Source organism: Methanosarcina barkeri str. Wiesmoor (genome assembly GCF_000969985.1).
Lineage (GTDB): Archaea > Halobacteriota > Methanosarcinia > Methanosarcinales > Methanosarcinaceae > Methanosarcina > Methanosarcina barkeri_B.
Window position 1 is genome coordinate 88,605 of sequence record NZ_CP009526.1, and the last position, 26,836, is coordinate 115,440.

A 26,836-nucleotide genomic window follows, 5' to 3' on the forward strand; every position below is an offset into this window, starting at 1 on the left:
TTGCTTCTTTTACACTTCAGTCCAATTTTTCTGTTATTTAGAGCTTCATATATTTAGAACTTCATATCCGGAACTTTCTTATTTTTGTTTACGAACGAAAACAAATGACTATAGAAACACTTATATATCATTGATGCTAACTATAGGTTACTATCTTGTACATTCTCCTTTCCAGCTAGTCTTCCGGGTAAAGTTTTAGGCAGGGCTTCCTGTTCGAATTTACTCAAGGCTAGATACTTATAATCAAAAAATATACAATCACAATAGTCTGGCATTATTGCTTAACATTTCACAAATTTAGATTACTATCAGAGGAAAATAATGGACCCGGCAAAATTACTTGACATTCTGGGGAATGAAAATCGCAGGAAGATCATTCAGCTTCTTGCCAACCGTCCCTGCTATGTCAGTGAGATCTCTAGCAGGTTGGGAGTAGGGCCAAAAGCCATAATAAGTCATCTAGGCCTGCTTGAGCAGGCAGGACTTATAGAATGCAGTGTGGATGAACAGAGGCGTAAGTACTTCAACATCGCAAACAATATGCGGCTTGAAGTGTCAGTATCCCCTTATGCCTATACAGTAACACTTCAGGATGTTACTTTTGACAGGGGAAATAAAGAAGAGAATCCTGTGGAAAAGGAGATTCCTTCAGGGGAAGAATCTTCGTCTTTCTTTCTTAAATTGAGCAACAGGCTTAAGGAACTCAAAAAAAGGCACGAAGAACTTGCACAGATGCAACAGCAGCTTCAGGTTGAGTACACAGAAGCTATGGACCGTTGTCTGGACTCAATTGAAGAAATAGCCAGGAACCCGGTAGAGTGTGAGCTCCTGTTTGAACTTCTGAAAAATGAAACCACTCTCGCTACCCTCTGTTACAACCTGCGCTTGCACCCAAGTATTGTTAACGCTAACCTGATAGACCTCACAAAGAGGGGGTTTATTGAGTATGGTATCAAAAATAACCAGTATTACTGGAAAATCCGTGAGACCGGAGTTGAGAACGAATGATTGAAGAAATTAATTTGAGAGTTGCTGAAGCTTATCATAAGGACGTGGGCAGGGGAATTGCAAGAATTGACACTCGCTTGATGCAGCAGATGGGGCTTGTAAGCGGGGACATAATTGAGATTTCAGGGAGAGCAAAGACCTATGCAATTGTCTGGCCAAATGTGGAGCGTGAACAGGAAAATCGGATCCGGATTGACGGAAACTTGCGCAGTAATGCCAAAGTTGGGATTGATGACAGGGTTACAATCCAGAAAGTCCAGGCAAAAAACGCTCAGAGAGTTACCCTTGCTCCTTCTCAGCCTGTAAGACTTGTTGGAGGGGCTCACTACATCCTTAGAATTATTGAGGGGAGACCTTTGAACAAAGGTCAGCAGATCAGGGTGGAAACTGTAAATAACCCTTTGACTTTCGTAGTTGCATCTACAAGACCTGCAGGACCTGTTGTTGTCACTAAAGATACTGATATCGTCATCAAGGAAAAATCAGCTGAGGAGATCCGGGTTCCAGAAGGCATTTCATATGAGGATATCGGTGGGCTTAGAAGGGAAATTCAACTGGTCAGAGAAATGATTGAGTTGCCTTTGAGACATCCTGAACTCTTCCAGAAGCTTGGAATTGAGCCCCCTAAAGGTGTACTGCTTCATGGACCTCCAGGCACGGGCAAAACACTGATTGCAAAGGCAGTTGCAAGTGAAACCGATGCAAATTTCATTACTATTAGCGGTCCTGAAATCGTTTCCAAGTATTACGGAGAAAGCGAGCAGAAGCTTCGCGAGATTTTCGAGGAAGCCGAAAAGGAAGCACCTTCCATCATCTTTATAGACGAGATCGATTCCATAGCCCCCAAGCGCGGTGAAGTCACAGGCGAACTGGAACGCAGAGTAGTTGCCCAGTTGCTCTCACTTATGGACGGGCTAAACTCCAGAGGCGAAGTAGTTGTAATTGCTGCCACAAACCGCCCGAACTCAATAGATGAAGCTCTCCGCCGTGGCGGAAGATTTGACAGGGAAATAGAAATCGGAATTCCCGATCGGAATGGCAGGAAGCAGATTCTTCTCATTCACACCAGAGGTATGCCTATTCAGGATGTAAGCCTTAGTGAAATTGCAGATGTAACTCATGGGTTTGTAGGCGCTGATCTGTCTTCTCTCTGTAAAGAAGCAGCAATGCATGCTCTCAGAAGGATAACTCCTGAAATCGATATCGAAGAAGACGAAATTCCACAGGAAATTCTTGATAAACTAGTGGTCACCAAAGATGATTTCAAGGAAGCTCTGAAGAATATCGAGCCGTCTGCAATGAGGGAAGTTTATGTTGAGGTTCCGCATGTAGGATGGGAGGATATCGGAGGACTTGAAAATGCAAAGCAGGAACTTATTGAGGCTGTTGAGTGGCCCCTGAAGTATCCTGAACTCTTTAGCAGTATCAATATAAAACCTCCCAGAGGCGTATTATTATTTGGGCCCCCGGGTACAGGTAAAACCTTGCTTGCAAAGGCCGTTGCCAGTGAAAGCGAAGCCAATTTCATTAGCATTAAAGGTCCAGAACTTCTCAGCAAGTATGTGGGAGAATCCGAGCGTGCGGTTAGGGAAACCTTTAGGAAAGCCAAACAGGCTGCACCGACTGTTGTCTTCTTTGACGAAATCGATTCAATTGCCCCTCAAAGAAGTTCTGTTTCAGATACGCATGTATCCGAAAGAGTTGTCAGTCAGATCCTCACTGAATTGGATGGAGTAGAGGAACTCAAGGATGTAATTATTGTTGCGGCCACAAACCGGCCTGATATGGTAGACCCTGCGCTTCTCAGACCTGGCCGCTTTGACAGGCTCATCTATATCAAGCCACCAGATAACATAAGCAGGGAAAAGATCTTTGAGATCCATACGCAGGGAAAACCCCTTGCAGAAGATGTAAATCTTTCTGAGCTTGCTGATATGACTGAAGGGTATGTGGGAGCAGACATCGAGGGTATTTGCAGAGAGGCTGCGATGCTGGCCCTGAGGGAAATAGTTACCCCAGGAGCTAGCAGAAAGGATATCGAGAAACGGGCAGGAGAAGTCATAATTTCAAAGAAGCACTTTGAACGTGCAATCCGCCGTGTAAAGCCTACAACATCCAGGGAAAGCCTTGCGGCTTATGAACGGAGTGCTGAACTCTTTGCTAAATACGCAACTGAATTTGAAGAAGAAGCTCCCGAGGCTGAAGAACAGGAAAAAGAACTCGAACATGAAAATGTTCCGGATTTCTTTCAGGCTCAGTAAGCTCACTTCCTTATAAGCCGGTAACTCCCGGCTTTTTATTATTAAAAATTCAGGAATTACTGAAAAGAAATAATGACTGATTTATGCTAGTTGATTTAATATATTCACTTAATAACGAGTTATCAATGGATAAATTAATAACGGGGTAATTATATGGACAGAGACAGTAAAAGAAGGAGAAATTTTTTCGATGAAATCTTCGGAATTGACCCGGCTAAGGACGTGGACGAAATGTTCGAGCGTCTTAACAGGGCAATGGGTATGAGTATGGAAAATTTCGGGCAGGATCCTTTCATCTATGGATTTTCTTTAACCCAGAGACCAGGAGAAGAACCTGAAATTCGTGAATTTGGGAATATTCCTATGTTTGAGCATACCGAGACCGAAGAAAAGTGTTATCTTGATACAAGAAAACCCCTGATTGATGTACTGGAAACTGAAGAGGAGGTTCATGTGATTGCCGAGATTCCAGGCATCGAGAAAGAAGATATTAGATTAAACGCAACTGATTTAATACTTGACATCGAAACAATAAATGGGAATCCAAAATATTCCGAACGTGTGGAACTGCCCGTAAAGGTTGACCCCCAGAGTGCGAAAGCTACATACAAAAATGGTGTGCTGGAAGTTACCTTTAAGAGGCTGGAATCCAGTTCCCAAACCTCAATAAATATTGAGTGACTTACTGGAAATTGCACTTTAGGTGTAACAGCACGAGGAAAAGCAGAGGTAATAATGGTGGGCATAAGAAAAAGAAAGGATTTCTTTGAAGAGTTTGGATCTGAACTTTTTGACAACCTGGAAGAAATGATCGAAGCCCTCCTGGAAGATATGGGAGAGTCCGTCCCCTTCGTATACGGATTTTCTATCATTCGTCGCCCGGGGGAAGACCCCGAACTCCGAGAGTTTGGAAATATTTCGGAAAATTCTGAGGATGAAGAAAATCCATTCCCCTCCGAAATAAGAGACCCTTTAATTGATATCTTTGAAAGCGAAGAACTAATACATGTACTTGCCGAAATCCCGGAAATCGAAAAGGAAGATCTCCTTCTGCATGCGACTGCTCAAAATCTTGAAATCAGGATTCTTGGAGCTTCCGAATACTCTCAGGACATAGAGCTTCCTGCCCGTGTGGATCCTAAGAGTGCAAAAGCTAGCTATAAAAACGGAGTACTTGAGGTTACTTTCAAGCGGTGTACTGAAGAAATGCCCGTTGAAATCGAAATTAACTGATGCAAATGGGCTTGAAGATCTTAGCGATTCGAAGATCTTGAAGAGTTAAGTACAAAAGTATAATGAAAAAACGGTTTGAAAATTGTAGTTAGAAATGATTAATCTTAAGTCCCGATAATTACACATCGAATAGTAGTTGAAAACAGATAGTGTGCAGAACTCTTTGTAGACAAAAAAATAACTGTTGTCTAAGGCGAAGTTGAACTGTTAAACGCATGCTATTTGTATATTCTATTTATGTGCACACTTTTTTAATAACTTTAATATTCTTTACCCTTTTGTTTTTAACTTTCTCTTATTGTTTTTACTTTCTCTTATTGTTTTTAATTTTACCTGACTATTTTGTGTCTTATTTTATGAGTCGCCCTTATTTTGAATTTTGTCATATTAATATAGTGTGCTTTTGTAATATCTTTTCATACACCATATCAATACCCTATTTCTTAATCCGGATATTGAGTCTGTCAACAATAACCGATCTTAAATCATAGTACTATATTATAAGTTAAATAATATATATCTATTTAAATAAAGCATCCCCTAAAATAGTATAAAAATGATTCGATTGGTTGTAAAAAATAAAACTAAAAAATTTGTGGCTTTATGTAACATATTTTATAATTGTGGACTTTTGTATAATTGGTTGTACTTTTGGCATGAACGAAAGCAAAAAATATATACGCATGATTGTTTAACAGGAAACCTGTAGTCCCGAAATAATGAGCATGTGTAGCCGAGGAAGGAAGCTCAAGGCATTATCTGGCTAGAGGAACTTGACTCCTCTACTCTTAAAACCGGTATTAGTCTTGTGCGTCAGGTACTGGATAACCATGCATAGCTAGAAAACGTAGATGGCTTCTCAATAGAATAACTCAATATTATGCGAGTAAGAAAGATAAAATTGACAGAAATAAATTTGTTGTCTTTTATGAGGCAATAAAACATTATCTCATAAATCTAAGATCAAAATATCCTATTCAAGAGCCAAATATATCTTAGGTAAGGCTTCCGTTTGGAAAGCAAATTGAAAATCTTTCTCACAAGTATGGATATTGAATTAATCTATGGAAAAATATAGAAGGCCTTTGTAAAGCTAAAGAATTCGGGGCTTTTCAATGTTTAACATTAGCTAATTTATTAGTTAATTTCCAGAAATTCTGTAATCTACAGTGCTCACAATTAATGATTTTACTCATCAATAAACAGTATACTTGTTATGTTTACGTATTGATCAACTATTTTATCCCTCTAAAACAGAGCATTAGGCTGTTTAGAGGGTTCAAATGTATACAGCGTAGTCTACAGGCTTACTTTACTGTGAACACTATAGGCCACTATATACTAAATAGTAAAGGAGGAAAAATTAATGGGTCTAGAACCAGGAATTTTAGCTGGGTTTCTTGTAATATTTATTGCCGTACTGCTCGGCCCGTTTAAAATAAAAATTATTGAGGAAAATCTGGAGGTATTCCTTTTTGTCTGTGGAATAGCGGCAATGACCATCTCGGGTTTTGTCACAATTCCAGGTACAGAAACAGGCTGGAGAATGGAAATAATTGAAGAAGCATTAACTTCGCCGCTTAATGCTTTAAATATTGGCGGCATTCCAATAGGCATATTCCAGATAGTGCTTGTTGTCGGTTTGATTATCTATAAATGGCATGAGCCGATTCAAAATGCAATCCGGAAAGTAGCTGCAGCACTTTCTCTTAAAGTTATGGCTTTTGCTCTTATTGTTGTGCTTGGTATGTTTTCCAGCGTAATGTCAGCCATTCTTGCTGCAATCATTCTTGTTGAGGTGGTTAATGCATTGCCTATCTCACGAAAATCCAAGATTGACCTGACAGTTATTGCATGTTTCTCAATTGGTCTTGGCGCTGCTCTTACTCCTCTTGGTGAACCTCTTTCGACAATCGCTATCTCAAAACTTTCCGGTGAACCTTACCATGCAGATTTCATGTTCTTGTTTGATATGCTGGGTAAATATATCATTCCAGGCATCTTTGTCTACGGTGTTGTTGGGATGTTCTTCCTTGGAAAAGTTGATATGAAAGTCCAGGGAAAAGCCGAAGATTATAGCGAGACTTTGAAAGATGTCATAATGAGAGCTGTTAAGGTCTATCTGTTTATTATGGCTCTGACGTTTCTCGGAGATGGTTTCAAGCCTATCATAGTTGAGTACTTCATAAAAATACCTTCCATGGTACTTTACTGGGTTAACATGGTCTCTGCTATTCTGGATAACGCCACTCTGGCAGCCGCTGAGATCGGACCTGCTATGACTGAAATACAGATAAAATGCATTCTTATGGGGCTTTTAGTTTCAGGCGGAATGCTGATCCCAGGAAATATTCCGAACATCATCTCTGCGGGTAAACTTGGTATAACCAGCAAAGAATGGGCAAGGCTTGGAATCCCAATGGGACTCATCACGATGGCTATCTTTTTTGTCACCATCTTTGTGCTTGGAATTTAAATTCAAAAATTACCCCTGAGTATAACTAGATTCAGTTTCAGGATTCAGTGAAGAAAGTATGTGTTAAATCATTGGGTTTTGGAACTGAGTCAAACCTTTCAAAAAAATATAAATTATATCTTACAGCTTTCTCTTCAAATTCTATGGGAACGAATTTCAAATATTTTCTGGAAATTTGAGAATCTGGTGTCCCTTTATATAGTTGGCATTAAACTTAATTGAAAAACACATAAAAGAATTGATCTTACTTCTTAAGTCTGCCAGAGTTCTCATATTTTTAATTAAAAACTCTCCCTTGAATTTGAAGAACATACCATTTATTCAGTTGAGCTCTCCAGTGCTGTTTTCAATTACAACTTTTCTATTCTCGTGATCAGGCATCAATATCTGATTTCTAATTTTCTGTTTTTTAGTTATTGATTCCGGTGCTCAACTTAAGTCCTTTACATTGGTCATCGGTTAAGGAATTTTCTTGCCTGAAAGCTATCGATTTTGCATTAGAAGCCAGACTTAAATTTTGGCCTGTTTACATGAAATCGATACCCTGTTACAGCTCGTAATTTATTAAAATATTTTACAAGCGCTAGGGCATTGCTGCAATTTGTCATGATTTCTCACTTAACCGAAGACGTATGAAGTCCTTTATATTTTTTCTCGGAATGTCATTCAGGCTTTAATTGTGTTTTTCTCTTAATTAACAGGGCTTTTTCTTCTTTCTAAGAAGCCTACTACACAATTCATTCTCCGGCTAAAAGCTTCCTAAACGCGATAAAAATAAAAGACAAACTTGCCTCTGTCAGCAACCTGAAACAGCTTTTTTAAGGGGGTGTGATTGAAATTTATTAAATATAGAAAACGATCTAATCTTTAATTCTAAAACCATGTTAAAAAATATACATCGTTTCTTCTTTTATCCCAACTTCCCGTATACATACACAAAAATGACATATAATTTTAAAATTCAAATACTATTTTAAATATCCATCTAGTCATTATAAACTAATATTAGACAAATAGGCAAATAAATTCTACTTTTGTATGAATGCATACATTTCGGAGTTTTGAGTCTATTTGAACTAAAATTTTTGTACTTAATGTCTACTTTTATATATAAAACAATTCAATAAGTTTACTTGACAGATAAACCAGCGCGAAGCTATATGATTTCTCCAAACTTTGGACCGAAAGTAATTTCTGTATCTAATAAAAATGCATTATGGTCAAAGTCTATTTCAATAAGTAAATAAATTTTATTTGTAAAAAATATAAAAATTAAATTGAATATTAAAAACTAATATATTACCAAAGAATAAATAGAGCAAGTCTTTATAAGACGAAAACATTCTAGGCTCTAACGCTGTTTAACCAGGTTATTCAGACTTTGTGGTTAAACTAACAGTAGGTTATTCAGACTTTGTGGTCTAAACTAATAAAGGAGGAAAAAGTAATGGCTCTTGAACCAGGAATTTTAGCTGGGTTTCTTGTAATATTTATTGCCGTACTGTTCGGCCCTTTTAAAATAAGAGTTATTGAGGAAAATCTGGAGGTATTCCTTTTTGTCTGTGGAATAGCGGCAATGACCATCTCGGGTTTTGTCACAATTCCAGGTACCGAAACAGGCTGGAGAATGGAAATAATTGAAGAAGCATTAACTTCGCCGCTTAATGCTTTAAATATTGGCGGCATTCCAATAGGCATATTCCAGATAGTGCTTGTTGTCGGTTTAATTATCTATAAGTGGCATGAGCCGATTCAAAATGCAATCCGGAAAGTAGCTGCAGCACTTTCTCTTAAAGTTATGGCTTTTGTTCTTATTGTTGTGCTTGGTCTATCTTCCAGTGTAATATCTGCTATTCTTGCTGCAATCATTCTTGTTGAGGTAGTTAATGCATTGCCTATCTCACGAAAATCCAAGATCGACCTGACAGTTATTGCATGTTTCTCAATCGGTCTTGGCGCTGCTCTTACTCCTCTTGGTGAACCTCTTTCGACGATCGCTGTCTCAAAATTATCTGGTGAACCTTACAATGCTGATTTCTATTTCTTATTTAACATGCTGAGTAAATATATCATTCCAGGCATCTTTGTTTTTGGTTTTGTTGGAATGTTCTTCCTTGGAAAAGTTGATATGAAAGTCCAGGGAAAAGCCGAAGATTATAGCGAGACTTTGAAAGATGTCATAATGAGAGCTGTTAAGGTCTATCTGTTTATTATGGCTCTGACGTTTCTCGGAGACGGTTTCAAGCCTATCATAGTCGAGTACTTCATAAAAATACCTTCCATGGTACTTTACTGGGTTAACATGGTCTCTGCTATTCTGGATAACGCCACTCTGGCAGCCGCTGAGATCGGACCTGCTATGAGTGAAATACAGATAAAGAGCATCCTTATGGGACTTTTAGTTTCAGGCGGAATGCTGATCCCAGGAAATATTCCGAACATCATCTCTGCGGGTAAACTTGGTATAACCAGCAAAGAATGGGCAAGACTTGGATTACCCATGGGTATTGTCACGATGGCTATCTATTTCGCTGTTGTCTTTGTGCTTGGGATCTAAACTTATATTTGCCCATCATTGTAAATAGGATTAAATTTCAAGATCCAGTGATAAATTTAAAAATAAAATTACTGGATCTTGAAATCGAATCTCGATAAAATCCTTTAAACGGTAAGAACTTTAAAGAATCAGTTACACTTTTATTATATTTAGCATGAAAGTGCTTTCAAGTACTTTCATATTTTTGTGCTTGGAATTTAGAATAATTTCATGTGCGTTTTATGCAAATTATTATTTCTCTAAACGCATCCATATTTCATTAGGCATTTTTCTATAATTGTTACCAGATAGATTCCGAAATCCCCTGGTTGGAATGACAACTGGAGTAAACTCTCCAGAGCCTGATTATTATTTCCTTCTTACCTTTTCTGCTGACTTTATTAAAGGAAATTAGCCTTGACAACTTGCTTATAATCCTTGTATACGGTTTGCAATGTTGATTACGATGTAAAGAAACATTTTCTTCAAGCTTGAATATCAATTTTCATCCAAAGTCATCTGTAGAGTAAGCTTGATTTTTTTCAGCTTCAAGGACGTTAAATCGAGTATGAACGGAATAAATATATTATTGAATGGTGTATTATAGGTTAATATATAATAAAGTAGGTCATTTTAATGACCAAATATTCGAGGCTTTGTAATATTTTCCTGTATATAAGTCTCCCCAGGCAATCAATAATCTAAAAATTACCAGAGGAGGAAAAAGTAATGGCTCTTGACCTAGGAGTTTTAATTGGATTTCTTGTGATATTCCTGGCCGTATTGCTAGGGCCTTTTAAAATACATGTTATTGAAGAGAATCTGGAAGTATTCCTTTTCATATGCGGAGTGCTTGCAATGTCCCTATCAGGTTTTGCTAAGATTCCGGGTGTAGAAACTGGATGGAATTTGGAGATAATCGAAGAGGCAGTAACTGCACCGCTGCATGTTGGGGATATATTTGGCATTCCAATAGGCATATTCCAGATAGTGCTTGTCGTCGGCTTGATTATTTATAAATGGCATGCCCCGATTCACAAAGCAATCAGAAAGTTGACTGACATGCTTTCAGTCAGGATTCTGGCCTTTATTCTGATTGTTGTCCTCGGGTTTACTTCAAGTGTGATGTCAGCTATTCTTGCAGCAATTATTCTCGTTGAGGTGGTTAATGCGATGCCTCTCTCACGAAAATCCAAGATAGACCTGACAATTATTGCATGTTTTTCAATTGGACTTGGCGCTGCGCTTACTCCCCTTGGTGAACCTCTTTCGACAGTTGCGGTCTCAAAATTATCCGGTGCGCCTTACCATGCCGATTTCACGTTCTTATTTAATATGCTAGGAAAATATATAATTCCAGGTATCCTTGCTTATGGTATCGTTGGAATGTTTTTTCTTGGAAAAGCCGATACAAAAGAGCATGAAATGGAAGTTGCAGACTATAACGAGACTGTAAAAGATGTTGTACTGAGGGCTGTCAAGGTTTATGTGTTTATTGCAGCACTCGTATTGCTCGGGGAAGGATTCAAACCTATCATTTTCGAGTACTTTATTCAGGTCCCGTCTATGGCTCTCTACTGGATTAACATGGTTTCTGCTGTCCTTGATAATGCCACTCTCGCAGCTGCTGAGATAGGGCCTGTCCTCAGCGAATTCCAGATAAAAAGCGTACTAATGGGACTTTTAATATCAGGTGGAATGTTGATCCCAGGAAATATCCCGAATATCATCTCTGCGAGCAAATTGGGTATAACCAGTAAGGAATGGGCAAGGCTTGGATTACCTCTTGGACTTGTCTCGATGACCGTATATTTCATTTTGCTGTTTGTACTCGATATTTGATATCAAAATGTGCGCGTTTAACCGACAGTTTTACCTGGTACAGCAGTTCGACTTAGTCAAAGTTTCAAACGAATCGAAAAAAACCTTAAGGACGCACTAAGATATTTATTTAAGCCGAACCTAAAAAATAAACCTGAAATATAACTTAAATCACGAAGTGGAGCGCAAAACCACTAGATTTTAGCACTCTTTAGAACAACACAACTCCAAAGTATGTGATTATTCAAATATTCACATACTTATTCCAGTATGCATGGATTAACTTATTCCAGTATGCATGGATTATGTGTTATCTTTAAGGGTGACCAAATTTTTCTAGTCAGTAAACTTTACCTTGAATTTGAAGAAAGTACTTTTTGCTCTTCACTATTTTAATTAAGGAATGATAAAAATATAACTTCAAATTTGCAGTTCAGAAATTGATCCATAATTTCATTATCTTAATAATGATTCTTGGAAACGAATCCCTCGATATTATACTTGAATCATTCCTAAATAACTCAAGACTATGGTTAATTTTGTTTATTACGTTTTGTCGAAATTACGTTTTGTCGAAATTGAATCCTATTGTTTTTCTGTTTCTTTTTACGCTATTAACTCTACTACTTTTTTCGATTCCTCAAATAAACGAGTTTTTATTTATGTTAAGTTACTTCCTTCAATCAGGACTTTAATTCTATCTAGTGTATTCTAATATATTTATTCTGGAAATTACTATCTGGAGTTTACTTATCCATTAAGGAGGAAAACAATGCAAAGGGATTATATAGACGCGGGCTACAGCCCGAAGGATACTGATCTTATCTGTGAATTTCATATCGAACCGTCAGCAGGAGTGAATTTTGAGGAAGCTGCAACCCATATGGCAGGGGAAAGTTCTATAGATTCCTGGACTGAAATTGCTACGCTGAGTCCCGAACTTGCAGCCAGGCTAAAGCCACATGTTTTTTACATGGATGAGGACGCACAGACCGTAAGGGTAGCTTATTCGGAAGAGCTCTTTGAACTTGGTTCGGTTCCGCAGGTACTCAGTGCAGTTGCAGGAAATATCTTGAGTATGAAAATCGTTGACAATCTCAGACTCCAGGATATAGCTTTCCCGAAGTCAATGCTTCGAGAATTCAAAGGTCCTGGATTCGGGTTGTCAGGAATCAGGGAACTTACAGGTGTGCAAGACAGGCCTCTCATAGGAACTATTGTCAAGCCGAAAGTTGGATTAACCTCCGAAAAACATGCTGAGGTTGCTTACAATTCCTTTGCAGGAGGCTGCGACCTTGTTAAAGATGATGAGAACCTTACGGATCAGAAATTTAACAAATTTGAAAAAAGAGCTGAACTTACCCTGAAGCTTGCAGAAAAGGCAGAATCTGAGACCGGAGAGCGTAAAATGTATCTCTGCAACATTACTGCCCCTACCTGTAAGGAAATGATCCGCCGCATGAACATCCTTAAAGACCTGGGTGCCAGCTATGCAATGATCGACATCGTACCTGCCGGCTGGACTGCACTTCAGACCCTGAGGGAAGAAGCAGACGATGCAGGACTAGCTCTCCACGCTCACCGATGCATGCATTCAGCCTATACCAGGAACCCGCGACACGGAATAAGCATGCTTGTAGTTGCCAAGCTCTGCAGATTGATCGGGCTTGACCAGCTTCACATAGGTACGGTTGTTGGGAAGATGCACGGAGAAAAACACGAGGTTCTGTCTCTCCGTGACGAGTGTGTGCTAGACAATGTGCCTGCAGATGAAAGCCAGCATGTCCTTGCTCAGGACTGGGGAGGGTTGAAGCCCATGTTTCCGGTTGCTTCCGGAGGTCTTGCCCCTACTATGATTCCTGACCTGTACACTATCTTTGGAAGAGATGTTATTATGCAATTTGGTGGTGGGATTCACGCTCATCCAATGGGAACAAAAGCTGGAGCCGCTGCTTGCAGACAGGCACTCGAAGCATCTCTTGAAGGAGTTAGCCTGCAGGAATATGCGAAAAACCACAGAGAACTTGAAGCCGCCATCAATAAGTGGCTGAAGAAATAAACTGGAGACAGAACTACAAAAAATCATAATCGAAAAGGAGTTTACCCCTGTGCAGGCAGAAAACGGAAGTAAAGTAAAGACTCTGGTTTTTCGGGTTTCCGAAGAAAATTTTGATTCTGTCCTTGAAAGAGCGTCAGCGATTATCAAGCGTGGTGGGACTGTAGCCTTCCCCACGGAAACGGTCTACGGTCTTGGAGCTGACGGCCTGAACCCCGAGGCAGTTATGAAAATTTTTGAGGCAAAAAAGCGCCCTCCTGGAAATCCCCTTAGCCTGCTTGTCCACTCAAGGGAAGATGTTGAGAAAGTGGCAAGAAATATCCCGGAAAGCGCTTTCAGGCTAATGAATGCTTTCTGGCCTGGCCCTCTTACGATTATCCTGGAGAAAAACGACATTGTTCCCGACATTACTTCCGGAAGACTAAAATCAATAGGAGTCCGCATGCCTGACCACAGAGTTCCTCTGGACTTAATTAAGAGAGCAGGCACTCCTCTTGCTGCACCCAGTGCCAACCTGTCAGGAAAGCCCAGTCCCAGCCTTGCAGCCCATGTCATCTCAGATCTTACAGGCAGGATTGATGCAATTCTTGACGGAGGGGAGGCTGCCATAGGGCTTGAATCAACTGTAATTGATATGACTGTTGAGCCACCTGTTGTGCTCAGGCCCGGAGCCGTAAGTTTCGAAGAGCTTGAGAGTATTATAGGAAAGGTTAGGCCCGGATACAAAAATGGCGAAAATGGGGATAAATCGGATCTGTCGGAAAAGAAGGCAGGTCAGAAATACGGACATTATATCCCTGATACAAAGGTTGTGCTTGTCGAAGGGGAAGGTAAATCGGTTTCAGGCCAGCTTGTCAAATTACTTGAAAGTTACAGAAGCGAAGGGGCGAAAGTTGGGCTTCTTCTCAGTGAAGAAACCAGTAAGGAGACTGCCCCTCTTCTTGCTTTAAAGAACCTGAGTCCGGATGAATGCCTTTTGCTGGGGCCCAGAGAAGAGCCGGACGTGGCTGCCAGGAAACTCTTTGAAGGGCTCAGAATGCTTGATAAGAAAGGGCTGGATGTAATCGTGGCTGATGGGTCCTTTAGCCATTCTGGGCTTGGGGAAGCTCTCATCAACCGACTGAGAGAGGCGTCCTCTATAAAGATTGTTGCTTAAGTTCAATTGCAGTACAGTGTTTAAGTTCAATTGCAATACAGTGTTTAAGTTCAATTGTGATATAGTGTTTAAGTTCAACTATGATACAAAATTGAAGATCTAGTGTATCGATTCTCAAATAGATACATAATAAGAACAATTACAGCTTATGAAGCAATATTAAAATTATATGGAATTCTGTACCACGGAAAACGCAGCCATTAGCAGGGTGACTCGATCTGGATATTACAGACTACGAAAAACATGGAAAATACGGAAGAAACACCTCTTTACTACTGATTTCTGTGTCTTCCATGCTTTCAGTGGTTTTCAAAAAATTCATTTATGATATACTTTGGAATCAATGCACTAGTTAGTGTTTGAGAGGGAAGAACTTTGAACGCCGAGAAAAAGGAAAATCTGGAAAAAAAGCGGGCTTACAAAAAAGTCGTAGATCAGAATAAAAAAATAAACAAAATTAACCTTGTAGTGCTGGCTGCAGGCCTGCTTTTAATAGTTCTGGGCATGGAGAAGGCAGGGAGCTATCTTATCTGGGCAGGCATTTTTGTCCTATTTATAACTTCAATTTCAAGCATTCTTGCATCTGGATCTCTTCGCAGGAATCGATGATACCAATTTTTCTTTTTTAAAGGGGCTTTCAAATGGGTGAAACGATTGCAAGTAAGGAAATGCACGAATATTTTGACGAACTCGAAGCAAGACTCAAAAAGGCTATCGAGATTGCAAATACAGCTCGAGCTCGTGGAGGTGACCCAAAGCCCGTTGTAGAAATTCCCCTTGCTAAAGATCTTGCGGATAGGGTGGAGAACCTTATAGGAGTAGAAGGAGTAGCCGCAAAGATCCGAGTGCTTGAAGAAAAAATGTCTAGAGAAGAATGTGCTCTCGAAATCGGGCGTCAGGTCGCAGAAGGAGAAGTGGGGAACTTCGCAACAAAAAAAGATGCAGTTGAAGCTGCGATCCGGGTTTCCATGGCCGTCATTACAGAAGGAGTGGTTGCAGCCCCGATTGAAGGGATTAATAAAGTCGAACTGGGAAAGAACGACGATGGTTCCGAGTATATCCGGATTTTTTATTCCGGGCCTATCCGGAGTGCAGGTGGAACAGCCCAGGCTCTTTCCGTGCTCGTTGGTGATTACGTAAGGCGTGGGATAGGGATTGACCGCTATAAGCCAAGACCTGAGGAAGTAGAGCGTTATGTAGAAGAGATCGTTCTTTATAAGAGGGTCGCAAGCTTGCAGTATATGCCTTCGGAAGACGAGATCCGTCTGATAGTCAAGAATTGCCCTGTCTGTATTGACGGAGACCCAACCGAGGAAGCTGAGGTTGAAGGTCACAGAAATCTCGAAAGAATAGGGACAAACCGCATAAGAGGGGGAATGTGCCTTGTGCTTGCTGAGGGGCTCGCCCTTAAAGCCCCCAAAGTCAAGAAGCATGTTAATAAGTTGAATATGGACGGATGGGACTGGCTGGATATCCTCATAGGGGGTGCAAAAACCGGAGGCGATGAAGAAGATGAGAAGAAAAACAAGATTAAGCCGAAGGATAAGTACATAAGAGACCTGATTGCAGGCAGGCCGGTTTTTTCCCATCCTTCAAGGCCAGGAGGGTTCAGGCTCCGCTACGGGCGGTCCAGAAATACTTCTTTTGCGGCTGCCGGGATCAATCCGTCTACTATGGTTCTGCTTGATGATTTTATTACTAACGGGACTCAGCTCAAGGTTGAAAGGCCTGGAAAGGCTGCAGCTATGTCTGCCGTAGACTCAATTGAAGGACCAACTGTGCGCCTTTATTCCGGAGACCTTGTTCGTATAGATGATATAAAGGAAGCTTATGAGCTTCGCTCGCAGGTCGAGGTAATAGTAGATATTGGAGAGATCCTGATTAATTATGGGGATTTCCTGGAAAACAACCATCCTCTCATGCCTTCACCTTACGTTTTTGAATGGTGGCGTTACGACTATGAAGCAGCTTGTTCTGAGATAATACCTGAAGACGAGTTGAAAGATCCTTCGTCAGCTCTGGCTCTCAGGCTTGCGGAGGAATACGATGTCCCTCTACATCCGAAGTTTACGTATTTATGGCATGACATAAATCGAACTGAATTTGAGGCTTTAAGGAAATTCGTAGTCGGGAGGGGAAATTTCTCGGTTGAAGACGAAATTCTCAGGTTACCCCTGAAAGCCTGTATAGAAAATGGTGTCAAACTCATACTTGAAAAACTCCTTGTACTTCACAGGGTAAAAGCTGACACAATCCTGATTAAAGAAGCTCTTCCTTTTATTCTCTGCCTCGGGCTTGACTGCCATCTGAAAGAGAAAGCACCTATGCCTGATACCGATAACATGGTAAATGCTACGGCTTTTTTAAGTGGATTTAAAGTTCTTCCGAGGGCTCCTTCGAGAATAGGGGCAAGAATGGGAAGACCGGAAAAAGCCAACCTGAGAAAGATGTCTCCTGCAGCTCAGGTTCTTTTTCCTATAGGTAATGCTGGAGGACTTACACGGAATCTTGTATCTGCTTCAAATTATTCGGTCTCCATGAATGGAAAAATAGGCGAAATTGAAGTGGAGATGGGTATCAGGGAATGTCCTGCCTGTGGGAAAGAGACTTATTTCTGGCGCTGTGATTGCGGAGAGTATACCCGTCCCAAACTCTTCTGTCCTCGCTGTAAAATTGAGGTTCGAAACTCTGAAACCTGCCCTAAATGCGGCAGAAAGCCAACTTCTGTTTCAAATGTCAAACTGGATTTCCGTTCTATATACAAGCGGGCTTTTGAGAATGTAGGGGAAAGAGAGAAAATGGACCTCATTAAAGGTGTAAAACGGCTCATGAATGGGCAGATGACTCCCGAACCCCTGGAAAAGGGGATCTTGAGGGCAAAACATGATGTCTATATTTTTAAGGACGGGACTGTTCGCTATGATATGTCAGATATTCCTCTTACACATGTCAGGGCTGATGAAATCGGAATAACAGCAGCTAAACTCAGGGAACTCGGTTATGTGGAAGACATTTACGGAAATCCCCTCGAAAGAGATGATCAAATAGTCTGCCTGAAGGTTCAGGATCTTGTGATTTCTTATGATGGGGGCGGGTATATGCTGCGTACTGCACAATATGTGGATGACCTGCTTGTGAAATATTATGGAGTTGAACCCTATTACAATGCCAAAACAATTCAGGATCTTGTAGGCGTACTGCTCATAGGGCTTGCTCCACATACCTCCGCAGGCGTACTGGGGCGTTTAATAGGATTTACGAGAGCTTCAGTCGGCTATGCTCATCCTTTCTTTCACGCTTCAAAACGCAGGAACTGCGATGGAGACGAAGATTGTGTAATGCTACTCATGGATGGAATCCTTAATTTCTCAAGGGCTTATCTCCCGGAGAAAAGGGGTGGAAAAATGGATGCTCCTCTTGTACTTACTACAAGAATAGATCCCAAAGAAGTGGACAAGGAAGCACATAATATAGATTTGCCTGCAAGATATCCTCTGGAGTTTTACAGGGCTACTCAGGAGATCAAAAATCCTACAGAGCTTGAAGGTATTATGGATCTGGTGAGTAGTCGACTTGGAACTCCGGAACAATACGAGCATTTTATGTTCACACATGATACTTCTGATATTGCTGCAGGTCCACTTAATTCTTCATATAAGACTCTTGGAAGTATGATAGATAAAATGGAGGCTCAACTTTCTCTTGCTAACAAAATAAGGGCAGTAGATGCTCCGGATGTAGCTGAAAGAGTCCTCAAGTCTCATTTCCTTCCTGATCTTCTTGGAAATCTTCGTTCCTTTTCCAGGCAGCGGATGCGCTGTATAAAATGTGGGGCGAAGTTCAGGCGCCCTCCATTAACTGGGGCCTGTCCTAAGTGTGGCGGTAATGTAGTACTGACCGTACACGAAGGAGCTGTCCGTAAATATCTTGAGATATCAAAAGAAATTGGGAAAAGGTATGGAGTTTCTAGTTATACCCAACAGAGAATTGAACTTCTGGATAAAGATATATGTTCTCTATTCGAGAATCACAGAGTTAAACAGCTGGGAATTTCAGATTTCATGTCTGGATCTGCGCGCTGAAAATTAGTAATACGATATGTTAACACTTAAAATAAATTAATTTGATTGTATGAAAGAAGGCAGGGCAGTTTGAGAGTCCTAAAACACAGAAGTGTTTATTAACTAGTTCTCTAATTTTACTGTAAATAATCCTATCCTCTTTCCGAAAATAAACTCTTTTTAGGTTTTGACTGTTTCTTATAGGGAAAGTCCACTCTCTTAAAATTGATAATTTTTCTATATATTTTCCACATGTTTATATAATTGCAATGTTATTTATATACTATCTGTTTGATTATCTGTATCTTCTACATGCTAATTTTTTTAATATTTTCAACCTTTTTAACTCAGATTAAGGCTGTATCTAATAACTCAGATTAAGGCTGTATCTAATGTAACCTGGTTTATTTTATAGGTAGCCCAAGGGAATTAATCTGCCCTATAAGTTCGGTAAAGTTTTTAATTTCCAGTTCCAGCACCTCTTCTTTGTTCATGCCTATTGACATTTCGCCGTCTACGGAAAGAAGTTCTGGACCCCTGCGAACAAGTCTGTCAATTCCATCTCTTTTTAAAGTCTCTTTGACTTCCATGTCATGAACAAAAGCCCTCCCCGGGATAAAAACAGTCTCGCTGACTTCTGAAAGGTCCATATTTTTTAGGTCTTCAATAGTAATGAGGCATCCAATGTCTTTTTTTGGGGAGACAACATTCACGGAACCTCCAAGAGCTTCAAAGATTTCCCTCATTCTTGGAGCTGCTATCTGGCCTGTAATAATAGTGGCTCTTTTTGTTGTCCTCGGAAGTTTTTCAAGGGCTTCGGGTATATTCCTGATAGCAAAAGGAGATCCAATTAAGGGATCTTCAAGCGGGGTTCCTGTGATCCTCATAGAAGGGTGCTTTGCTGCAGAATTACGCACCAGCTCTGTGAATTCCTGGATGTTTTGTGGGATTATGCCCGGAATAATAGGGGAGTTATTCAGGATAAGTCCATTTTCCGTAAAGTTTGCAAATCTCATTAGAATAGCTCCTTTTACACCCATAGTTTCAAGATCATTGAGGGTTTTATCAAGGACCTCTCTGTCATTTACTCCCGGAATGATAACCATCGCTCCGTATACATCACAATGAGCACAGAAGTCCCGTAGAACCTGTATAGACGCTTCAGGTTCCGGATCTTTCATGTATTCAGCTCTTAAAACCGGATCAGTCGCAAAGACTGTAAAACTTACTTCTGTGACTCCATGGTCTATATAAAAAAGAGCATCATCAGGCTTGTTGAAACCTTTTCCGCTTGTGTACCCCAGGTGTATGGGGATCTTGAACTGAGATAAAAAAGAGACAAGATCTTTCAGTTCAGGATAACAGCTTAAATCGCCCCCTCCGCTAATAGTGAATTTTTTAACCTCTCCACTTGCGAAATAGAGTTTTCTTGAAGTTTCCTCCAGTACTATTTGAAGAGGTTTGAAACCAGAATATGATTCCTTTACACTGCGTGTGCAGTAGTCACATCCTTTTTTGAAAGGGAGACAATACTTGCAGCCAAGAGGCTGAACGTTTTTAACCTTTTTGAAATAACAGTACTTGCAAAAGCCTCTGCAATCTACCCCTGGATTTCCACCTACATCGACAACTACTTCCATATTAAACTTTCGTATTACCAAGATATTACTAAATCTTTTTGGTATTACTCTCAGATGTAAAACAACATATTCATAAATTTAATATCATTTCGTCATTTTCCTAAGAAATATTTTTATTGGGTAATCTGGTGTATTTTTGACAGGCTTTAAGTACGTTGAAAATTCATTTTTCGATCGATACGGTTTTTTATATGTTTTTATAAAAATAGATTACAAATTAATAAATTATATTTTAAAAAAATACATAAATTCATTTATCGGAGAACACAAAAGATTTAAGTACCTTCTAAACGAATGAGATTTCATTGGGAATAGTGGACACTTAAAAACAAAGCGGTACTTGATTTATTGAGTGCAAAGGCACTCGAGTAGGTGACCAGTCCCAAAATGATTTTAATAAATTAAGGAGGAAATTAAAGTGTCTGACACAGTAGACATCTACGACGACAGAGGAAAACTGCTCGAGAGCAATGTCGACATTATGAGCCTTGCTCCAACAAGAAACGCAGCAATTCAATCGATCATCATGGACACTAAGAGGTCAGTTGCAGTCAACCTCGCAGGTATTCAGGGTGCACTTGCCAGCGGCAAGATGGGCGGAAAGGGCCGTCAAATCTTAGGCCGCGGACTTAACTATGACATTGTAGGCAATGCTGATGCAATTGCAGAAAATGTTAAAAAACTCGTCCAGGTCGATGAAGGCGACGATACCAATGTTATCAAAGTCAAAGGCGGAAAGAGCCTCTTGATCCAGTCCCCCAAATCCAGGATTATTGCAGGCGCCGACTTCATGTCCGCAACAACAGTTGGTGCAGCAGCAGTCACCCAGACTATTATGGACATGTTTGGAACTGATCCTTATGATGCTCCTATCGTAAAATCAGCTGTCTGGGGAAGCTACCCACAGACAATGGATCTCATGGGAGGTCAGGTTCAGGGTATTCTCAGCATCCCCCAGAACAATGAAGGTCTTGGCTTTTCCCTCAGGAACATTATGGCCAACCACGTTGCAGCAATCTCCAACCGGAATGCAATGAACGCATCAGCTCTCTCTTCCATCTACGAGCAGTCTGGTATCTTCGAGATGGGTGGAGCAGTCGGCATGTTCGAGAGGCATCAGCTCCTCGGTCTTGCATACCAGGGTCTCAACGCCAACAACCTCTTATATGACATTGTTAAGGAAAACGGTAAGGATGGAACCATTGGAACCGTTATCGAATCCGTTGTCCGCAGGGCGATTGAAGCTGGTATTATCTCCGTTGACAAGACCGCTCCTTCTGGATACAACTTCTATAAAGCAAACGACGTCCCCAAGTGGAATGCCTGTGCAGCAGTCGGTACTCTTGCAGCCACTCTTGTGAACTGTGGTGCAGGCCGTGCAGCTCAGAACGTTTCCTCAACACTTCTCTACTTCAATGATATCCTTGAGAAGGAAACTGGTCTCCCGGGATGTGACTACGGTAAAGTAGAAGGTACCGCGGTAGGGTTCTCATTCTTCAGCCACTCCATTTATGGTGGCGGTGGGCCTGGTGTCTTCAACGGTAACCACGTCGTTACCAGACACTCCAGAGGATTCGCAATCCCCTGTGTATGCGCAGCAGTCGCTCTTGATGCAGGTACCCAGATGTTCTCAATCGAATCAACATCCGGCCTGATAGGTGACGTGTTTGGTGCAATACCAGAATTCCGCGAGCCGATTAAGGCAGTTGCAGGAGTGCTCTAAACATATAACTCAAAAGGTCTAAAGATGTCAGACTCTGCTTCAAATACGGAAGATTCTATTCAAATCGAAATTTTTCCCAGTAGAATCCTGTCCCCTGAAACGGCTCAGAAGCTTATGGGCGAAATCTACAAGGTGGACGGGGTAATCCGCGTCATGGTGCAGGGCAACAGGCTGCCTGATAGGGTGTCTGCCGGCCCCGGTACTGGGGAAAAAGTGGAACATCCACTGAGAAAACCTATTCAGATTGGAGATCAGGTTATCGAATTGAAGATCTGTGTGGGCAGGATCAGGGTTGAACTTTCAAACGCCGAAGCTAAAGAACAGATCAGGGAAGTTTGCGAAAAATTGCTCCCATTCCCCTTTGAATTCAGGGAAGGACATTTCCTCAGGAAAAAGCCTACTGTAACTGACTATGCTAAACTTGGTCCTGAAGCAGACCCTCGGTTGCTTGGCATGGTAGACCCTAAAGCCAAGACAGACCAGCTCATCTTTATCGAGAAACAAAAGGAACAAGAAGAAGATAAGGACAAAGATGAGTGAAAAAGTATGATGATTGATCGGGAAACACAGGTAGTTGATTGCCGATGCGGCGCAGGACTTGGCAAAGGAGGAGGGCTTGCCCAACGAGGTACTCTCTCGGAAGCCGGCCGTGCTGAGGTAGTAGCTATTGCCATGAGTCCCGGCCAGAGACATATCACAAAGCCGGTATGTGAGATCACATACGGCATGAGGAAAGAAAACATTCAGGTCAGTGTGCTGGTACTATACTCAGGTTCCGGAATCCCTGAATCAGGTATGAGAACCGGGTCTTTTGTACTGAGTCCGGTAGAAGTAGCACAGATTGAAATGCACAAGCTGGCCGTGATTCACCTCGGAAATATCAAGGATCATGTGGTTAGAAAAACCAGGGAAATCCTGAGCCAGGCTAATATTCCGGCGATTGTAGTCAGCCAGATCCCGGTAGATTTTGAGGATTTTGCAGAGGCAGGGATAAAGACGAGATTAGTAATGCCAAGGGATGAAGATATTCGTACAAAAGGAATTGTGATGGATATGGTGAGCGGAGTTACACGCGGTGACTCCTGTCCCAGAGACAAACTAAATCTTATCATTAAATACGTCAAGACTACATTAGACCAGTTAGAAGATCATAAAGGAGTTGCATGAGATGGCTTACGAAAGACAATATTATCCAGGCGCAACATCAGTTGCCGCTAACAGAAGAAAACACATGTCTGGAAAACTTGAGAAACTCAGGGAAATTTCAGACGAAGACTTAACTGCAGTTCTCGGGCACCGCGCCCCAGGGAGTGACTATCCAAGCACCCACCCACCACTTGCAGAGATGGGAGAGCCCGCATGCTCGACCCGTGAAAATGTTGCAGCTACACCCGGTGCAGCAGCAGGAGACAGAGTAAGGTACATTCAGTTTGCTGACTCAATGTACAACGCGCCTGCAACCCCATATTTCAGATCCTATTTTGCAGCAATCAACTTCAGAGGTGTAGACCCAGGTACCCTTTCCGGTCGTCAGATCGTTGAAGCCCGTGAAAGAGATATGGAACAGTGCGCAAAGGTTCAGATGGAAACTGAAATCACTGACCACGCACTTGCAGGTGTGCGCGGTGCAACTGTGCACGGTCACTCTGTCCGTCTCCAGGAAGACGGTGTAATGTTCGACATGCTCGACAGGAGAAGACTCGAAAACGGTACCATCATAATGGACAAGGACCAGGTTGCAATTCCACTCGACAGGAAAGTAGACCTCGGCAAGCCAATGTCCAGCGAAGAAGCTGCAAAGAGAACCACCATTTACCGTGTGGACAATGTAGCCTTCAGGGACGATGCAGAAGTCGTCGAATGGGTACACAGGATATTCGATCAGAGGACAAAATTCGGTTTCCAGCCGAAATGAGGTGACCACAATGGCAGCAGACATTTTCTCAAAATTTAAAAAGGATATGGAAGTCAAGTTCGCACAGGAATTTGGTTCAAACAAGCAGACTGGTGGCGACATTACCGACAAGACTGCAAAGTTCCTGAGACTGGGCCCTGAGCAGGACCCCAGAAAAGTCGAAATGATTAAAGCCGGTAAGGAAATTGCTGAGAAGAGAGGTATTGCATTCTACAACCCAATGATGCACTCCGGTGCTCCTCTCGGTCAGCGTGCAATCACTCCTTACACCATCTCCGGCACTGATATTGTTTGTGAACCTGATGACCTCCACTACGTGAACAACGCTGCAATGCAGCAGATGTGGGATGACATCAGAAGAACTTGTATTGTCGGTCTTGACATGGCTCACGAGACCCTCGAGAAGAGGCTGGGTAAGGAAGTCACTCCTGAAACCATCAACCACTACCTTGAAGTCCTTAACCACGCCATGCCCGGTGCAGCAGTGGTTCAGGAAATGATGGTCGAAACCCACCCTGCCCTTGTTGACGACTGTTACGTGAAAGTCTTCACAGGTGACGATGCTCTCGCAGACGAAATCGACAAGCAGTTCCTTATTGACATCAACAAGGAATTCTCAGAAGAACAGGCAGCTCAGATTAAGGCCTCCATCGGCAAGACTTCCTGGCAGGCAATCCACATCCCAACAATTGTCTCCAGAACAACAGACGGTGCTCAGACCTCCAGGTGGGCAGCCATGCAGATCGGTATGTCTTTCATCTCCGCATACGCAATGTGTGCTGGTGAAGCAGCCGTCGCTGACCTGTCCTTCGCTGCAAAGCACGCAGCTCTTGTCTCCATGGGTGAAATGCTTCCAGCAAGGCGTGCACGTGGACCTAACGAGCCTGGTGGACTTTCCTTCGGTCACCTGTCAGACATAGTCCAGACAAGCCGTGTCTCTGAAGACCCAGCAAAGATTGCTCTTGAAGTCGTCGGTGCAGGCTGTATGCTCTACGACCAGATCTGGCTCGGATCCTACATGTCCGGTGGTGTCGGATTCACACAGTATGCAACAGCTGCATACACCGATGATATCCTCGACAACAACACCTACTACGACGTTGACTACATCAATGACAAGTACAACGGTGCTGCAACTGTCGGTAAGGACAACAAGGTAAAGGCAAGCCTCGAAGTCGTAAAGGACATAGCAACCGAATCCACACTCTATGGTATCGAGACCTACGAGAAGTTCCCGACTGCCCTTGAAGACCACTTCGGTGGGTCCCAGAGAGCAACCGTGCTCGCAGCTGCAGCCGGTGTTGCATGCTCTCTTGCTACAGGAAACGCCAATGCCGGTCTCTCAGGTTGGTACCTCTCCATGTACCTGCACAAGGAAGCATGGGGCAGACTCGGATTCTTCGGTTTCGACCTGCAGGACCAGTGCGGTGCCACAAATGTTCTGTCCTACCAGGGCGACGAAGGTCTCCCAGACGAACTCCGTGGTCCAAACTACCCCAACTACGCAATGAACGTTGGTCACCAGGGTGGATACGCAGGTATCGCTCAGGCAGCTCACTCCGGCCGTGGCGACGCATTTACCGTCAACCCACTCCTCAAGGTCTGCTTCGCTGACGACCTCCTGCCCTTCAACTTTGCAGAGCCCAGGAGAGAGTTCGGCCGCGGTGCCATCAGAGAGTTCGTGCCTGCTGGTGAGAGATCTCTCGTCATTCCAGCAAAATAAACTCAATAAATTCAACAGTTTAAAACAGAGTAGGCCTTTTAGCCTACTTTTTGTCTATTTTTTATACTGGCTTTTCTTTGCTGTTTTTTCGGAAGTCACTAGACGATTTAATTCTATATGTTTTAAAAATAGAAGTGAAATAGGCATAAATTCCAGCATTGGATAATGGTTCTAATCTTTTAATTGTGTAAGGCCCATCAAACAATACTAATCCCCGTTACAGGCTCATATAATTCTATTTCAAACCACGACAACTTTTTTGCCTAATTTGCCTGCAGCTTCAACAAATTCTGTTGTGTCCACACCAGGAAATGTATCTATAATACAAACATCAAATTTTTCATCTAAACAATTCGTTAATTCTCTTAGATCCATACTATAAACTTCAAACTTGTCTCCAGATGCTATTAATCCTTCTTTGCTGCCTAAAAGTTTGATCGGAAATCCATTAGCTTCTAAATTAATCAAAGTAATTTCTATTGCAGGACTCCATATATCATTAAAAACAACTTTTTGCGCTTCGGCTTTAAGGCATGCGATTCCTAAAGTCCCAGGGCCACATGTACAATCAAGAACAGTAGGCGCATCATAATCTTTCAAAGCTTTTTCAAGTATCTCTATTTTGGGCGATTTTACCTGTGGGAACTCTATGTGAATTTCACGCTGATATTTATATATTCCTAAAGTACCATAAGGAGTCTGTACAATATCACATCTCAGATCGCATCCAGCAAGAAGTTCATATACATGAGGATTAGAATCAGAATCTCTTATACCCACAGTTTTTCTTATATCCCCCTTTAAAACCCCTCTAACTTCCCCAACTTCCTTTATAATTGTTTCAGCACATCTTTTATCCACTTCATTAGATAATATTACTAAAGAATCCTTAGGTAAATAGGGAGCAGAATCAGTTGGATAGCCAGGAGTCACAAGGGGAACACATGAGTTTCTTAAATTAGCTTTTTTATCTTTTATTCCTTCATCGATCATTACTTTTAGTACGTGAGACATTACAATATCAAGATGCCTCTTTCCGCATTTACAACTTCCAAAATAGTTATCTATTTCATCTAAGTTAATCTGTTCTGCTAGAGGGGAGAATTTTTTTATTTTTTCGGTTTTGCAATCGTTGCATGGTTTGTAGAATAACTCAATGTCTTTTAGTGCTTCCGAAATAGGCCTTATACACGTATCTCCACACCTACACCTCATTTCCATATACTT

Annotated in this window: 18 protein-coding genes; 16 read left to right on the top strand and 2 right to left on the bottom strand. The window is 41.6% G+C overall.

Translation table 11 applies throughout. The features are described from left to right. Positions 1 to 321 precede the first annotated feature (321 nt). From MSBRW_RS00495 to MSBRW_RS00545, 11 genes are all read left to right on the top strand, one after another. Complete coding sequence (locus tag MSBRW_RS00495; RefSeq protein WP_011305932.1) at positions 322 to 1,008, top strand: ArsR/SmtB family transcription factor; 687 nt, start codon at positions 322 to 324, stop codon at positions 1,006 to 1,008. Next, complete coding sequence (locus MSBRW_RS00500; protein WP_011305931.1) at positions 1,005 to 3,269, top strand: CDC48 family AAA ATPase; 2,265 nt, start codon at positions 1,005 to 1,007, stop codon at positions 3,267 to 3,269. Before MSBRW_RS00495 ends, MSBRW_RS00500 begins: the two co-directional genes overlap by 4 nt. Before the next feature lie 153 nt (positions 3,270 to 3,422). Further along, positions 3,423 to 3,950 (top strand): archaeal heat shock protein Hsp20, encoded by a 528-nt coding sequence (gene hsp20, locus MSBRW_RS00505; RefSeq protein ID WP_011305930.1) that lies wholly within the window; start codon positions 3,423 to 3,425, stop codon positions 3,948 to 3,950. Positions 3,951 to 4,004: 54 nt separating this feature from the next. Next, on the top strand, positions 4,005 to 4,502 hold the full coding sequence (locus MSBRW_RS00510; protein WP_011305929.1) for an Hsp20/alpha crystallin family protein: 498 nt from the start codon (positions 4,005 to 4,007) through the stop codon (positions 4,500 to 4,502). Between the two features lie 1,366 nt (positions 4,503 to 5,868). Continuing rightward, positions 5,869 to 6,978, top strand: a complete 1,110-nt coding sequence (locus tag MSBRW_RS00515; RefSeq protein ID WP_011305928.1) for a DUF1646 family protein — start codon at positions 5,869 to 5,871, stop codon at positions 6,976 to 6,978. A 1,447-nt stretch (positions 6,979 to 8,425) separates the two neighbouring features. Then, entirely contained in the window at positions 8,426 to 9,535 is a 1,110-nt protein-coding gene (locus tag MSBRW_RS00520; protein ID WP_011305927.1) for a DUF1646 family protein, read from the top strand. Between the two features lie 708 nt (positions 9,536 to 10,243). Next, a complete protein-coding gene (locus MSBRW_RS00525) occupies positions 10,244 to 11,356 on the top strand; it encodes a DUF1646 family protein (protein WP_011305926.1) in 1,113 nt (370 codons plus the stop codon). A 751-nt stretch (positions 11,357 to 12,107) separates the two neighbouring features. Next, the gene (rbcL, locus tag MSBRW_RS00530; protein ID WP_011305925.1) at positions 12,108 to 13,394 is read left to right on the top strand and encodes a type III ribulose-bisphosphate carboxylase; all 1,287 of its coding nucleotides are present in this window, start codon (positions 12,108 to 12,110) and stop codon (positions 13,392 to 13,394) included. A 49-nt stretch (positions 13,395 to 13,443) separates the two neighbouring features. Then, positions 13,444 to 14,547 carry an L-threonylcarbamoyladenylate synthase gene (locus MSBRW_RS00535; protein ID WP_011305924.1) on the top strand — a complete coding sequence of 368 codons (1,104 nt, stop codon included), beginning with the start codon at positions 13,444 to 13,446 and terminating at the stop codon, positions 14,545 to 14,547. A 375-nt stretch (positions 14,548 to 14,922) separates the two neighbouring features. After that, on the top strand, positions 14,923 to 15,156 hold the full coding sequence (locus tag MSBRW_RS00540) for a hypothetical protein (RefSeq protein ID WP_011305923.1): 234 nt from the start codon (positions 14,923 to 14,925) through the stop codon (positions 15,154 to 15,156). 32 nt (positions 15,157 to 15,188) lie between these two features. After that, complete coding sequence (locus MSBRW_RS00545) at positions 15,189 to 18,629, top strand: DNA polymerase II large subunit (protein WP_011305922.1); 3,441 nt, start codon at positions 15,189 to 15,191, stop codon at positions 18,627 to 18,629. 383 nt (positions 18,630 to 19,012) lie between these two features. Here the strand turns inward: MSBRW_RS00545 and mmp10 are convergent, their stop codons facing one another. Then, a complete protein-coding gene (mmp10, locus tag MSBRW_RS00550; RefSeq protein ID WP_011305921.1) occupies positions 19,013 to 20,248 on the bottom strand; it encodes a methyl coenzyme M reductase-arginine methyltransferase Mmp10 in 1,236 nt (411 codons plus the stop codon). A 418-nt stretch (positions 20,249 to 20,666) separates the two neighbouring features. On the opposite strand from mmp10, the gene mcrB reads away from it, so the two are divergent. Genes mcrB through mcrA form a run of 5 tightly spaced genes read left to right on the top strand, consistent with a single transcriptional unit; the run spans position 20,667 to position 25,609 of the window. Then, the gene (gene mcrB, locus MSBRW_RS00555; protein ID WP_011305920.1) at positions 20,667 to 21,971 is read left to right on the top strand and encodes a coenzyme-B sulfoethylthiotransferase subunit beta; all 1,305 of its coding nucleotides are present in this window, start codon (positions 20,667 to 20,669) and stop codon (positions 21,969 to 21,971) included. 24 nt (positions 21,972 to 21,995) lie between these two features. Continuing rightward, positions 21,996 to 22,511: a methyl-coenzyme M reductase operon protein D gene (mcrD, locus tag MSBRW_RS00560; RefSeq protein ID WP_011305919.1), complete on the top strand. Its 516-nt coding sequence runs from the start codon at positions 21,996 to 21,998 to the stop codon at positions 22,509 to 22,511. Positions 22,512 to 22,517: 6 nt separating this feature from the next. Beyond that, positions 22,518 to 23,138 carry a methyl-coenzyme M reductase I operon protein C gene (mcrC, locus tag MSBRW_RS00565; RefSeq protein ID WP_011305918.1) on the top strand — a complete coding sequence of 207 codons (621 nt, stop codon included), beginning with the start codon at positions 22,518 to 22,520 and terminating at the stop codon, positions 23,136 to 23,138. A gap of 1 nt (position 23,139) precedes the next feature. Beyond that, positions 23,140 to 23,886 (top strand): coenzyme-B sulfoethylthiotransferase subunit gamma, encoded by a 747-nt coding sequence (gene mcrG, locus MSBRW_RS00570; RefSeq protein ID WP_011305917.1) that lies wholly within the window; start codon positions 23,140 to 23,142, stop codon positions 23,884 to 23,886. Positions 23,887 to 23,896: 10 nt separating this feature from the next. Further along, complete coding sequence (mcrA, locus tag MSBRW_RS00575) at positions 23,897 to 25,609, top strand: coenzyme-B sulfoethylthiotransferase subunit alpha (RefSeq protein ID WP_011305916.1); 1,713 nt, start codon at positions 23,897 to 23,899, stop codon at positions 25,607 to 25,609. 240 nt (positions 25,610 to 25,849) lie between these two features. Here the strand turns inward: mcrA and MSBRW_RS00580 are convergent, their stop codons facing one another. Then, positions 25,850 to 26,824: a 50S ribosomal protein L11 methyltransferase gene (locus tag MSBRW_RS00580; RefSeq protein ID WP_230669891.1), complete on the bottom strand. Its 975-nt coding sequence runs from the start codon at positions 26,822 to 26,824 to the stop codon at positions 25,850 to 25,852. Positions 26,825 to 26,836 lie beyond the last annotated feature (12 nt).